12 protein-coding genes and 2 pseudogenes are annotated in these 12,489 nt (G+C 46.3%); 5 read left to right on the top strand and 9 right to left on the bottom strand.

Annotated elements, in window-relative coordinates; translation table 11 throughout:
- Positions 1-73: 73 nt before the first annotated feature.
- The 7 genes from aroF to QUA45_RS12990 form a co-directional block, all read right to left on the bottom strand.
- Entirely contained in the window at positions 74-1,135 is a 1,062-nt protein-coding gene (aroF, locus tag QUA45_RS13020; RefSeq protein WP_333220990.1) for a 3-deoxy-7-phosphoheptulonate synthase, read from the bottom strand.
- A gap of 213 nt (positions 1,136-1,348) precedes the next feature.
- Positions 1,349-1,822 (bottom strand): PAM68 family protein, encoded by a 474-nt coding sequence (locus QUA45_RS13015; protein ID WP_333220988.1) that lies wholly within the window; start codon positions 1,820-1,822, stop codon positions 1,349-1,351.
- A gap of 95 nt (positions 1,823-1,917) precedes the next feature.
- Entirely contained in the window at positions 1,918-2,187 is a 270-nt protein-coding gene (gene rpsO / locus QUA45_RS13010) for a 30S ribosomal protein S15 (RefSeq protein WP_190661928.1), read from the bottom strand.
- 150 nt (positions 2,188-2,337) lie between these two features.
- Positions 2,338-2,961, bottom strand: coding sequence for a Holliday junction branch migration protein RuvA (gene ruvA, locus QUA45_RS13005; RefSeq protein WP_015174486.1), 624 nt, complete (start codon positions 2,959-2,961; stop codon positions 2,338-2,340).
- 153 nt (positions 2,962-3,114) lie between these two features.
- Positions 3,115-3,366, bottom strand: coding sequence for a hypothetical protein (locus QUA45_RS13000; RefSeq protein ID WP_333097323.1), 252 nt, complete (start codon positions 3,364-3,366; stop codon positions 3,115-3,117).
- Positions 3,356-3,562, bottom strand: a complete 207-nt coding sequence (locus QUA45_RS12995) for a type II toxin-antitoxin system RelN family antitoxin (RefSeq protein ID WP_445304943.1) — start codon at positions 3,560-3,562, stop codon at positions 3,356-3,358. The genes QUA45_RS13000 and QUA45_RS12995 overlap by 11 nt, the downstream gene beginning before the upstream one ends.
- A gap of 117 nt (positions 3,563-3,679) precedes the next feature.
- Positions 3,680-6,328 carry an AAA-like domain-containing protein gene (locus QUA45_RS12990; protein WP_333097438.1) on the bottom strand — a complete coding sequence of 883 codons (2,649 nt, stop codon included), beginning with the start codon at positions 6,326-6,328 and terminating at the stop codon, positions 3,680-3,682.
- Between the two features lie 1,058 nt (positions 6,329-7,386).
- Between QUA45_RS12990 and QUA45_RS12985 the strand changes: the two genes are divergently transcribed.
- The 5 genes from QUA45_RS12985 to QUA45_RS12965 all read left to right on the top strand — a co-directional run bounded on the left by QUA45_RS12985 (position 7,387) and on the right by QUA45_RS12965 (position 11,028).
- Positions 7,387-7,596 (top strand): hypothetical protein, encoded by a 210-nt coding sequence (locus QUA45_RS12985; RefSeq protein WP_333066317.1) that lies wholly within the window; start codon positions 7,387-7,389, stop codon positions 7,594-7,596.
- Between the two features lie 269 nt (positions 7,597-7,865).
- Complete coding sequence (locus QUA45_RS12980) at positions 7,866-8,438, top strand: hypothetical protein (protein ID WP_333066315.1); 573 nt, start codon at positions 7,866-7,868, stop codon at positions 8,436-8,438.
- 232 nt (positions 8,439-8,670) lie between these two features.
- Positions 8,671-9,387 carry a GUN4 N-terminal ARM-like repeat domain-containing protein gene (locus QUA45_RS12975; RefSeq protein ID WP_333097319.1) on the top strand — a complete coding sequence of 239 codons (717 nt, stop codon included), beginning with the start codon at positions 8,671-8,673 and terminating at the stop codon, positions 9,385-9,387.
- 789 nt (positions 9,388-10,176) lie between these two features.
- Positions 10,177-10,395 carry a hypothetical protein gene (locus QUA45_RS12970; protein ID WP_333220986.1) on the top strand — a complete coding sequence of 73 codons (219 nt, stop codon included), beginning with the start codon at positions 10,177-10,179 and terminating at the stop codon, positions 10,393-10,395.
- Between the two features lie 138 nt (positions 10,396-10,533).
- Positions 10,534-11,028 carry a hypothetical protein gene (locus QUA45_RS12965; RefSeq protein WP_333097315.1) on the top strand — a complete coding sequence of 165 codons (495 nt, stop codon included), beginning with the start codon at positions 10,534-10,536 and terminating at the stop codon, positions 11,026-11,028.
- A 39-nt stretch (positions 11,029-11,067) separates the two neighbouring features.
- Here the strand turns inward: QUA45_RS12965 and QUA45_RS12960 are convergent.
- Positions 11,068-11,568: pseudogene (locus QUA45_RS12960) on the bottom strand (IS1634 family transposase); the annotation flags it as partial.
- 248 nt (positions 11,569-11,816) lie between these two features.
- A pseudogene (locus tag QUA45_RS12955) lies at positions 11,817-12,266 on the bottom strand (ISAs1 family transposase); the annotation flags it as partial.
- Positions 12,267-12,489 lie beyond the last annotated feature (223 nt).

The raw sequence follows: 12,489 nt of genomic DNA, 5'->3' as shown, positions 1-12,489 counted from the left end.
AAAATCCCCGACTTCTTTAAGAAATCGGGGATTTAAGTGCGATCGCATTTTAGGTTAGGCGTTTCGCCTGTTTTTATGCCAAAACAGGCACGGGCTGCGGCCAACGTCCCATGACTTTACCAATCACCGCCAATTCTTCCATCAACTTGTCGAACTGATCCGGTGTTAAAGATTGCGGCCCGTCAGACAAAGCTTTTTTCGGATTCGGGTGCACTTCAATCATCAGCGAATCTGTACCAGAGGCGATCGAAGCAAACGCCATTGACGGTACAAACTGCGCCCAACCGGTGCCGTGACTCGGGTCAACCATCACCGGTAAGTGAGTCAGAGTCCGCAATACTGGCACCGCCGACAAATCAAGCGTATTGCGCGTATATTGCCTGTCATACCCGCGAATTCCGCGCTCGCACAAAATCACGTTCGGATTGCCAGAAGCCATGATATACTCAGCAGCCATCAACCATTCTTCAATGGTGGCGGAGATGCCGCGCTTCAGCAAAACAGGTTTGTCTTGAGCTCCGACTTTCTTCAACAGTGAGAAATTCTGCATATTTCTCGCCCCGACTTGGATCACGTCGGCTACTTCCACGATCGCACTTAAGTCTGCCGCATCCATAACTTCGGTGATAATTCCCAAACCGCTAGCTTCCCGGGCCGCAGCTAGCAATCCCAAAGCACTCTCGCCGTGGCCTTGGAAAGCATAGGGGGAAGTTCTCGGTTTGTACGCGCCACCACGGAGAAAATGAGCTCCAGCAGCTTTGACGCGCATTGCCGTTTCGACAATCATTTCTTCGTTTTCGACCGAGCAAGGGCCTGCTACGATCGCGATCGGGTGATGCAAGCCGATCGTTACAGTTCCTAAAGGAGTAGCAACCGCTACTTCGCTGGCTTCTCCTTGGCGGTACTCCAGGGAAGCGCGTTTGTAGGGTTTTTCGACGCGCAGCACTTCTTCAATCCAGGTGCTCATTTCGCGCAGTTGCATCGGTTCGAGCTCAACGGTGTCGCCCACCAAACCCATGACGGTTTTGTAACGGCCGACGATTTTTTCTGGTATCAAACCCCAGCTAGTGCGGAGCTCTTCGTCGATGCGATCGATCTCGGCTTCTGGAGTGCCGGCTTTCATTACAATAATCATATTTTTTTTGCCTTTTCTGTTGGGCTAAACTACGGATGATGACTCTGATGCACTGAGAAAAATAGATGCAATGGCGATCGAGAATCTATTTATATCAGTATTATTAGCATTGTTGTGGGGCGGGTTCTTATTCCCTCCCCAAATACAAACTCTAGATGGTTAACAGCTTAGTTTTTAGCTAATGACTAATGACTAATAACTCATGACTAATGATTAACTTTTTGGCTTCGCGGCGCGCCACGCTTCTCGCATCCGTCCAAAATTGGTATTAAATTCTTCCCACCCCAGAGTGCTTCCTGAAACTTCTTCATCCCAGGAAGCTGAGAGGACTCCGTAGCTTAATCCCAGAACGCCTAGACCAAAACAGCCCATGCTTACCAGCAATACTGCTGTGTTGGGCAGATCGAACAAGCCGTTGCTGACTACCAAATAGCTGACAAAAAATGTGGAAATTCCCAATAGAGTAGGTATGCCGCAGAATACCCCTATCCGAGATATCATGCGTTGGCTGACTGCTTCTGGGATGGATTGCGCCTGTTTTCCGGTTTTGTTAGCTTTAGGCTGCTTGTCGGCAGAATCCGACTCTAAGGCTACGCTTGCTTGGGGTTCTGGGGGCTTTTTAGGCGTTTTTTTACGATTCGTTGCCGGTTCAAAGGGCAAGCGCTTGCGGGGTGGTTCGGAGGACATATTTTATCTCTAACCTGAAATCTCGAACATTTTTCAATAAGTCTTGGTGTTTGCCCAAGATTAAAGAATATTGTCGCAAATTTTGGCTTTGGTGTTTAGCCGCGAATGCCTAGACGGGCAATCAATGCTTTGTAGCGATCGACATTTTCCCTTTGGATGTATGCCAGCAGGCGCTTGCGGCGGCTGATCATCATCATCAAACCGCGCCGGGAGGCGAAGTCTTTTTGGTTGATTTTCAGGTGGGCGCTGAGTTTTGTGATGCGATCGGTCAGCATGGCGACTTGGACATCTGCTGAACCGGTATCGGTTTCATGGGTTTGGAAGTCGCCCATGATTTCTTGTTTGCGCTGTTGTGTAAGAGCCATGAATTGATTTTAGTTTTTTTTGTACGATTGTCACAATCTCCAATGTTATCACAGGGGAAGCATAATAACGATAAAATTTTTGCCAGGGATGGGTTTGTTGACCCGACCGAATTTTGGTTTTTATTCCCGGTTTTTGGATGTTGTAGGGGATTATCGGCTCAAATAGGCGATCGCCTCACGTATCCAATCATCCGCGTTACCTTTGGCGGACAAAGTGCTGTCTTGACTGAGGGTTTGCAGCGCTTGCAAGACTTCAGCCGCAGTGTATCCCATCGCCAGCAGGATCATCTCGACTTCTTCTTGAATAGCTGGGGGGACTCCGGCGGCGACTGAAGTTGTCAAACCAGCTTGCTGTCGCCATTCCGAGAGTTTGCTTTTGAGTTCCAGGGCGAGACGTTCTGCGGTTTTTGTTCCCACGCCCGGAGTTTTGGCGAGGATACGGGTGTTACCGCCGACGATCGCCTGGACTAAATCTTGCAATCCTAAAGTATCGAGAAGTGCGATCGCTAGTTGAGCACCGACACCGCTGACACTCGTCAACTGCCGAAACAAATCGCGTTCGGCCGCGCTGCCAAAACCGTACAATACGATTTGGTCTTCTTTAACTTGCTGGTGGGTAAAAATTTGGGCGACTTCGCCGGAGGCTGGCAATTGACCGGTCACGCGGGGCAAAATTTGGATTTCATAGCCGATTTGATTGACTTCGAGAGTCAATATGACGCGGTTGCTGCCTTTGGCGATATCGGCTACTGTGCCTTTGAGATAGCTAATCATAGAGTTAATAATACACCGCTATGGGCTTTCATCAAAGTCGGCGATGATATTGCGGATTTCGTTGAGGCTAATATCTGTTCGATTCCCTTCGGGATAGCTTCGCTTCACGGATTTTGAGTAAATGGTTAACAAAAGATACGATCGACGCTGATTCTACTCGATCGATAATGCGATATGCTGCACTTTTCCCTTTTTGGTTATGCTGTTTTGCACCCGGACTTTTAAGATGATATAATCATCGGCCATTCCGGAAATGCGATCGCCAATAAAATTGCCAGCCTGTATTTGTTCAATTACGGGCTGGACATCATTGCGGATACTGCGATATCTTTTCGCGAGGGCATACAAATTTGCTTCAAAGTCATCCGCAAATCCGATCGTGATTGCTTCGGCTTCATTCGGCATCGATTCTCTCCCACAGTTCAGAGATTGGTCGAGTTTGTCCGGCTTTGGCTTGCTGCAACGCTCTTCTGAGACTAGCTTTTACTTCTTCAACTCGAGTATCGTCGGGGTCGTATTCAGCTTCATTTCTAGGTTCCTGAAACAGGACGATAATTCTCACGGGACCCGGAGTGTCTAGTATTAAAGGTCGATCGAGAATTAATTGACCTTTTTCGTCGATCGTTCCTGTGACTTCAAAGGCTTTCCTGTGTTTTACCTAATTTTTTTTGAATTAATACTATCATTATATAATGCACCCCGCTCCATTTTCTTGTTGTCAATTCAAAATAAGCTGCTGTTTGACCCAAGACAAATCCGTCTTACCAAAATTCACAACCAAAGCCACATTGAAATTTTCCAACGATTTGACAAACCACATAATTTCATTAGAAGTTTTACCTTCATAGTGATTAAACAAAATAGAAAATCGCTTTTCCAACTCTGGTTTGACTTTTCCCGAAAGCAGTACAATTTTCAGCAGTAAACCCATTGTCCTGCTGGCGCCAAGATTGTACACCAAGTCGTAAAAAACGTAGTGGCTGGGATGTTGAGAATTTTCCACTACTAAGAAGTTGAACAACTGGTGGCAAGTCCGAACTAACAATAAATTATTGAATTTCACCGAATCATTTTCTCGCAATGTATTTTTGATTTGTTTGTACAAACGGTCATTAAATTGACGCCCGCCGTATTCTGGCTCGATCGACGATATTAAATATTCATATAAATTTACTTTAAATGAGGCGTAAGATGGAGTTTGTCTGGAATCTCTCAGGAAAAATTGAGCCGCTTCTTTGTAGCTGCGATCGCCTGCTACTTTTCCAGCAAATTCCCTGACCGCTAAGTGCAGTTCTGCATCGTTCAAAAGTGTGGGATTAGCTGCCCGCTCCACAATTCCTATTTCTGTATTTCTCGGCTCAACCAAATAATTTAAATATTGAGACAAATGGGTTTCAAATTGTCGCTGTCTTTGAAATGCCAGTTTTTGAATGGTTTGTTGGTCTTCCTCAATGCTGCCCTTGCTCAGTAGAGAATAGCCGTACAAATAAGGATACCGACAGATCAATTCGCCCAAAGGAGAATCTGTATCTTGTGTCTGCGGTTCCGCCTCTCTATCTAAGGCTTTTACTAAGCGCTCTATGGTCTGAAATTCTTCACTTTTAGTAAAGAAAGCTATTTGTTCTTGCAAGCGCTTGACTATGTAAAATTCCGTCCCAAATCGGGGAGAAGCCTGCTTGAATAAAGCTACCAACTTGGCGATCGCGAACTGGTTGTGTGATTGCAATTGCCAGCGGTTGATCGGGATGTAGCAGCAGCGGTGGAGGATATATTTAAAGTGCTGATCCAATCGCTTGACGGAGACTATACTGTACAAAGTTGCTTCAATCTCTCGATCGGGATAGCCCATGCCGTCGATAAATAGCTTTCGGAACCGCTCGATCACCTGTGCGGGGGATTCTGTTTCCACGCAGGAGACGATGTGATCGTACAATCTCTGTTCGTTGCTGCCAGTTGGAACACTATCTGAGGGCGGGGTGAGGATGCTGCTGTCTGCATCTGTGTCTACGCTGCTGTCTGCAACTGGTGCGACAACCACTGTCGGTTTTTCCTCAAAAGTTCGATCGGGATTCAAGAACCAATAGTGTTCTTGGCTTAATTGTTTGTTCGCAGCCCAATCCAAAGCTGACTGCAAACTTTCTCCTGTCAATAACAGCGATTCATCTTCGCGGTCTGAAGCCAGCCATGCTGCTAGCGCGGAGTGGTATGGAGCCAATTTTCCCAGCTCTTTTTCCACCCAGAATCTATTAAAAACTGACTGATAAATTAGGTTAGAAACTATTAATTTACCGTGAGACTTAACCACCAGTCCTGACAGTTGCAATTCAATTTTTTCGGGAGAGTAATCTGCTGGTACTCCCTGCGATTCCCCCGGTTTCGTTGCCTTGAGCGGTTGCAAAGCTTGCTGGTACAGCGTTAACAGCCGCGTGAGGTCGCAGTGGCTATGGAAAATGCGATCGCGAATTGGTATTAAATGTTGGGGTTCGTCTTCTTCTTCCCAATTTTTAATAATTCTGTGTTTGACCAGTTTTTCAACCTGATGAGCTTCGGCATTTCTGCCAATAAAAGGTCCGTATTCAAGTACCAAGTGGCAAATTTTTTGAGTTAAAAACGGTTGACCACCCGTCCAAGCTAATATTTCTTGGAGCACTTTTTGGGGGCGAAAAGCTTTGAGAGCCAATCCTTTTGCTAGCGGCAAACTTTCGTGCAGTTGGAATCGACTTAAATGAATCTGCCGTCCAATATTAAAAGGGTTGCATCTTGGATCTCGGATCAATTCTGAGGGGGCTGCTACTCCCATGACAGCAAAAGTCAGGCGATCGTATTCCGGTTGCTCTGCCCGCTTGGAGTAACAAGCTCGGATCAAGGCAAAAAAATCGCTGGTATTGAAATTTAGGCTGCTGATGCTGTCAATGTCATCTATGAAAATTACCAGATTTTGCTGAAGTGACTTGAGCAAAACTTTTTCGAGAAATATCTCCAATCGCTGCACCGGCGATAGGAGTTCGCGATCGTTCCACCACTTGATGGCATCAAACCTGTTTGTGATGTGTAAACTGCTTGCCATGCGGTACATGATTGCGCCATACCACTTTTGGGGGGAGATATCAGGGCTGCTGATGCTTCTCAAGTTGACGGCGGCAAAAACTGTACCTTCGGCTTGCAATCTTTTGGCCGTTTGCACTAGCAGGCTGGACTTTCCCATTTGCGGCGCACTCAACACGTAGCAGAAATCTCCGGCTTTGAGTCCTTCGTAGAGCTCGCTGTCGGCCGATCGCCTGACATAGGTGGGCGCACCGGCAGGCAAATATCCTCCGACTTGATAGTGGTACGTTGAGTTGAGTTCTGCTGTCATCTGGGAATTCATCAAGATTTTACACCCCTATGCTGTGCGATCGAAAGGTTACAAATTGGAAGTATTGCCCGCTTATAGGATTTTAGATTTTAGATTTTAGATTGGGGAATGACTTATTCAATAAGAGTTGGGAGTTTGCCTGTTGCATTTGCATTGTTTTTTTTGAATCGGCCTTACTACGGTGGAAAATTTTTGTTCCTCTTTCTCTATTGTCTACTAGCTCAGCTTTTTCCTTGTCAATCTTTACCGTATCTTTGCAAGCGTTTGTCCCAAATCCTACGATCGGCTGAATCCTACCTCGACCCTTGATTTTTTACACTCGTTCACATAATTAGATGAATTTTCACTCTCCTCGGATTGAAAACGCTCAAACGCCCTTTTTTTCACATTTTTTTACAATAATACTTTAAATTTCACCCGGTGGTATGATGTGGGCAGGGAAACTCCTAACCAGAGCTCCGTCAACCTTCTGCCTTCAAATCCGCTTGCCGGATGCCGGAGAAAAACGCGCTCGCAATGGCTGCCAATAAAAAACCCCAGCGTTTTGCTGAGGACTGCTTGAGTGGGAGATATCGTTAATCTGCGTTTTTTTAGTTGACTTAGATTGCATGGAATTCCATGCTGCTGACATTCCCCGGGCTTTCGCGTTCGGGGATTCCTAAGAACAAACTTTTCAGGATGCATCCACAAAAAGTTTAATTCTTAAAGGCTTTGTCAGTACCAGGCTAACCACTTACTCAACTATAAAAGTTAAGTCGGTGGCTAATTGTAGAAGATGCGCCCTGATGGCTTAACTACCCGATGGATTAGCACCCTGATGGCATAACTCCCTGATGGATCGACGCCCTGATGGCTTTCGCTCCACTACCCAAAAAATTCGGGTTGATGGATGATCGTGGACATTAGTAACACGTCACTTCCGGCGTTTCCGATCGCAAGCGGGTGTGCCTGTCTGAATTGATTATGGCAGGCAGATTTATCAGAAGACAAGTGGGCTATTGCATCAACCCATTTCTGACAGATCGGGTTAGCCAAAAAGTGTCAATCTACGCAAATCAGGGTCATCGAACATGAAAAACAGCATCTTAGTATTAGGGGTAATTGCCTCGGCTGGCTTCGGCTTTTTCCAGGCAGGCAGCACCAGCGCTTTAGCGATCGCCCCACAACATTCATCAGCCAGCAGTTTGACGGCTTGGGAGAGTCGTCCCGACTTTAACTACACTGGAACGAATGAGGATGGGGAGCAAGAAGAGGTAAAAACGCGTAAAGGCAGGAAATAGGCGCTATTGTGTCGTTCGCTCTGATGCGGTTGTGGTTGTAGTTGTGGTGCTTGTTGTCCCAACCGCCTCTGATCGAGGTAGTTAAAACTCGATCCCAAGATCGGTCTACCTAATCCCAGGGGTGGGGATCGGTTTCAGAGAACGGTGGATGGGAAAATAAATAGGTAAGGCGAGTCTGTCGGTGGAGTTTCCCCGCCTATCAACTTCCTTACCTTCTGATGTTCGGGATTTGGATCTGGCACAATCGTATTTCATCTCGTAAAAACCCAATGGAAAATACTCTCGAAACTACCCGCAGACAGCGCGTATTGACAAGAACCCAGGAACGGCGTCAGGCAACACCCAAAGAAAAACAGTTAATTCATCTGCTAGCCAATATGGCTTGCAGTTTGATTAAATACGACTACAAACACGCAGCGGGCAAGGGTACTCTCCCGCCTTCGGAAAGCAAGCGTTTAGCGGAATGGCACTACCTGCGAGTTCAGCAAATTCGCCGGATCGAACGCTCATTGGAACCCGTAGCGACCCTCAAGCGCGTGTACTACAAGAGCATCCTCAGTCCGAGAGATCTGAAGTCTTTGAAACTTCTGTGGCTGGAGGAGGACAAAAACCGTGTCAAACGGGTCGATCCTGAGTTGGACGACATCCTTAGCGAAGCTTTGGATCGGGGAGATACTTTAAAACAGCTATTTCATTCGATCGAAGTCAAAGAACGCACCTTTTCTGCAACTCCTCGCCCCGGCGCCGTGCCGCTATGGGTCAAAGAGTGGGAAGACTCTGAATATGACATAAACTTTTTTCCGCCTTCGTTCTCTGCATGGGTTTCGATCGTGGACGACTAGGTTCAAGAAAAACTCTTTGACATGGCATCAATCGTAAAATTCAGATGGTAGACGGATTTGCTATTGCTGCCATTGGTGAAGAGGGTGGGGGCGTGAGGCAAAACTAGGTGGCGTTGCGCGCAGGCATGCGAGTACAGAGAAGTGAATCGGAGTCAGTACCATTGTACAATGGGGGAAAACCAGGGCTTCAGCTAATCGCTGATAGCTGATAGCTGATAGCTGATAGTTTCTCATGACTGACTCGATTTCTACTTCTCCTCTAGACTCGGCGGCCGATACAGCCGAACTCCGCTCTCAGTTGAGGTCGGGTTCGGAAAAAACTCAACTGCAACTGCTACAACAACAAATAGCAGATTCCGGTTGGGATGTATTGATGGAATTTTTATTAGAGCGCAAGTCAGAGGAACCGACTGCGGTAATGGGTAAGGCTTACCAAATTCTTTACAGTGCTAATTCTCCGAGAGCGGCGGAGTTTTTGCAAGCGAATTTTCCGACTGGGGTTGTGCCGCTGCGATCGGACTCTAACGTTGATTACACTCCGCTGCAACAATTATTGGCGTTACAGGAATTTCAAGAAGCCGATCGCTTGACTTTAGACAAGCTTTGTGAATTGGCGGGTGATACAGCTTCCGTGAGAAAGTGGCTGTATTTTACGCAAGTTGAGAGTTTGCCCGTGGCGGATTTGCAAACAATTAATACCCTGTGGAAAGTTCATTCCGAAGGCAAATTTGGATTTTCAGTGCAGCGGGAAATTTGGCTAAGTTCTGGCAAGAATTGGGATAAATTGTGGCCGATAATTGGCTGGAAGAAGGGGAATAATTGGACGCGGTATCCGCAAGAGTTTATTTGGGATTTGAGCGCGCCGAGAGGGCATTTGCCGCTGTCGAATCAGTTGCGGGGAGTACAGCCTTTTGCAGCTTTGATGGCTCACCCTGCCTGGTTGAAGTGAATGGTTTTGGGGCTTTTGGAGAATGTGGGGCGGGCTGGATGTTCTGCCCGCAATTTGTTGGTGTGGGTTCTGACGGTAACACCCGTGAGAACATAGATAGGGCTTGCTGAGGCGTTGCACAATTAAAGGATGATATTGAGGTTATATCAGGTTCGGGTAATTACTTATAATACTTGAAGGCGGACGCTCGAACTTGAAGGCGGGCGCTCGAACTTGAAGGCAGGCGCTCAAACTTGAAGGCGGGCGTGAAACCGCAGAGCGACGAGCTGCTCCCGGTGAGCACCTCGAACTCAAGTAATTGTTAACGGTCGGCGAGTACGAGGCCACCAATGAAACCCACATTCCGCAGGCTTTCAGGGGTAGGTTTTTAATTATGACACCGGATTGGATAGTATAGAAACAGTGAGTTTTACACAGCTCCGGAGCTATTCTCAACCTGAGCCAACCCCATGAGTACACCAAAGAGTTTAAAAAATTGGGTGGGATTTGTCGCCCGGAAACTTCCTCATTTAAGCAAGCCGCAAGCAAAAGTTCTAGCTATGTGGAGCTTTGGTATGGCAATGGTGCAATCTTGTGGCCTAACTACTGTAGCCGCTTTTTTGGCGAATTTGTTAGAGACAAAAGAGAACACTATGCGGCAGCGATTGAGAGAATGGTATTGGGGAAAAAAAGATAAAACGGGAAAATGTCGCCAAGAATTGGACGTTACACAAAGCTTTGTCCCTCTGTTGCAGTGGATTTTAAGCCTGTGGCAAGACACTGAGAATAAGCAGCTTTTCTTGGCGATGGATGCAACCACATTGGGGCAACGGTTCACCGTTTTGGCCAAAGCGTGTTTTGTATCGAGGTTGTGCGATTCCGGTAGCTTGGAAAATTGTGGAAGCTACTGCTAAAGGGGCTTGGCAGCCTTACTGGCTGCAATTATTGGACGTTTTTATGGGTTGTATTCCCTCAAATTGGAAAGTCATTGTAGCGGCTGACCGGGGACTCTATGCTGACTGGTTATAGGACAAAATTGTCTTATTAGGATGGCATCCTTATTTACGAGTGAATCTAGGCGGTCAATTTCGTCCCGAAGGCCAATCGGATTTTCTTCCTTTAAAAACAGCCGCTCCCGAGCCGGGAAGTCAGCCTTGGTGTAAGCGTGTGACTTGCTTCAAAAACAATCCGATTAAATGTACCTTAATAGCCCGTTGGGATGTCGGTTATGCTGACCCCTGGTTGATTGTGACGGATTTGCCTCCTGAGATGGCTACAAGTTGTTGGTATCGAATGCGAGCTTGGATTGAGTGTGGTTTTAAAGATACTAAACGCGGTGGTTGGCAATGGCATCAGACGAAAATGACTGACCCAGCTCGCGCTGAGCGGTTGTGGTTAGCGATTGCTGTAGCTACTCTCTGGTTAGTCAGTGTTGGGGGCGAAGTTGACAGCAATTTGCCTAAAAATGATTTGCAGTCTTTGTCGCCTCACCATGTAGCTAGATTGCCAACCGCCACGCCAAAAACTTCCCCCCGTCTTTTAAGTTGCTTCCGGCGCGGTTTTTTAGTGATTTTAGTGGCTTTGCTGTTGGGAAAACCTTTACCGATTGGTAGCTTTATTCCTGAACCTTGGCCAAGCCGTTCCCACTTTTCTACGGCTTGAATTTTAAAAACCTACCCCTGAAAGCATTCCGCAGGTAGATCAGGAAAGGAGATAATATTTACGGCAAGGAGCACCAAAGAACTGGAGAATCCATAATCGCTCTGATGTGAGATTGGTAATGTGTTTGGTACTCTCAACCGTCAACAAATGAATCGACATGAAACATTGAAATACCCAGCGCAGAGTGGGTTTAGCAGTAGGTTTGCCAACTTGATTGTCAATCGTCTGTTTAGCCGTCTCCAAAGCCTGACGGAGTGACCGTTGACCTAAACTATAAACTAACAAACACAAACCCATCACCATTGCCAGAGCCGCCACTGGCTCAGGGGTATTGAGAAAAACACTCGAAGTAAAGAACAAGGGATCTTTGAGAAACTGAAAACCGCGCTCCGTCGATTGCTGTGCCTTGTACTCTTTCAGGATTTGGTCATCAGTCAACACCTGCTCATCCAAGACATTGGTAGCCAACAGAAACAATCCAGCACGTTGCCGTTCGGCATCAATGACAGTAGCGTTCGGAACAAGTGTGGCAGAGATCTGGGGGGGTGACAAGATGGCTAAGAGCTAGACTGAATCTGACTTATATAGCAATCCTAAATGGTTTTCTCTGTATAAGTATATTGACGTATTTTGGGGAAATCAAATTTATGTTCGTTAGTAAAAAACTCAAACAAAAACTTGACTATCTTAAAAGACCTACATAAATACCAATACTTTCTTAAAAAAATTTAAGCTTGTAACCAAATATCTTCAACGGGATTCTGTTGGGCAGGGTAAGAGCAGCTCAATCAAGCTTGACAAAAGGAGTTGAGAACAGTCATCATATAATCATTATTCATAGAAGCCTGTTTGATTTTTTGACGAAGACTACGCTGCAATGTTTTCTCCTGATTAAGAGCGTTAAGTGCCATCCGTCTCAGGATGGCAAAATTACTCTTGACTATGACCTGAACGAATCCGACATTGATCCTCATGGAACGTGACTTCTATTGTCCAATGAACTTGGTTTTCAATAGTCCAATGTTGACGAATGGCACGACCAAGATGTTGAGCATCCGCAGGCAGAGAAGTCAGATAAAATTGGACTTCATGAGTCGTTTTGTTCCAAAGATGGCGGATTCTTTCAATAATGACAATGGTTTGCAGTCCCGACCACTGGTTTGTTGATAAAGACCACCGAAAGCCTCTAAAGGAACAGCCCAAACATAACGTTTTTCAGTGCGATGGTGTCCCTTTTCAATCTGTTGGTTATAACTAACGTTAAGGCCTGACGGGGTGACAACACTGTCTAAACCCCTAGCTGACGGGGTTTAGACCGATTTATGGTAAAAAAAGATGGGGTCAGTATTGTTAAGAAGCCCCATCTGTTAAAAATGTTACCTCTATTTTACCAAATTTGTTTCCAACGGCAGCTCAAAAACGCCGAATACTTGACTCTGACAATTTTAGTTTTTCTGCTCC

This window comes from Microcoleus sp. Pol12A5 (genome assembly GCF_036701435.1).
In the GTDB taxonomy this organism is placed as follows: Bacteria; Cyanobacteriota; Cyanobacteriia; order Cyanobacteriales; family Microcoleaceae; genus Microcoleus.
This window is presented reverse-complemented; position numbering and strand designations above follow the sequence as displayed.

Coding starts and splice junctions, on each gene's coding strand:
- aroF (WP_333220990.1), bottom strand. CDS start 1,135: ATGATTATTGTAATGAAAGCCGGCACTCCAGAAGCCGAGATCGATCGC.
- QUA45_RS12990 (WP_333097438.1), bottom strand. CDS start 6,328: ATGAATTCCCAGATGACAGCAGAACTCAACTCAACGTACCACTATCAA.
- QUA45_RS13000 (WP_333097323.1), bottom strand. CDS start 3,366: ATGCCGAATGAAGCCGAAGCAATCACGATCGGATTTGCGGATGACTTT.
- QUA45_RS12980 (WP_333066315.1), top strand. CDS start 7,866: ATGGAAAATACTCTCGAAACTACCCGCAGACAGCGCGTATTGACAAGA.
- rpsO (WP_190661928.1), bottom strand. CDS start 2,187: ATGGCTCTTACACAACAGCGCAAACAAGAAATCATGGGCGACTTCCAA.
- QUA45_RS12970 (WP_333220986.1), top strand. CDS start 10,177: ATGCAACCACATTGGGGCAACGGTTCACCGTTTTGGCCAAAGCGTGTT.
- QUA45_RS13015 (WP_333220988.1), bottom strand. CDS start 1,822: ATGTCCTCCGAACCACCCCGCAAGCGCTTGCCCTTTGAACCGGCAACG.
- ruvA (WP_015174486.1), bottom strand. CDS start 2,961: ATGATTAGCTATCTCAAAGGCACAGTAGCCGATATCGCCAAAGGCAGC.
- QUA45_RS12975 (WP_333097319.1), top strand. CDS start 8,671: ATGACTGACTCGATTTCTACTTCTCCTCTAGACTCGGCGGCCGATACA.
- QUA45_RS12985 (WP_333066317.1), top strand. CDS start 7,387: ATGAAAAACAGCATCTTAGTATTAGGGGTAATTGCCTCGGCTGGCTTC.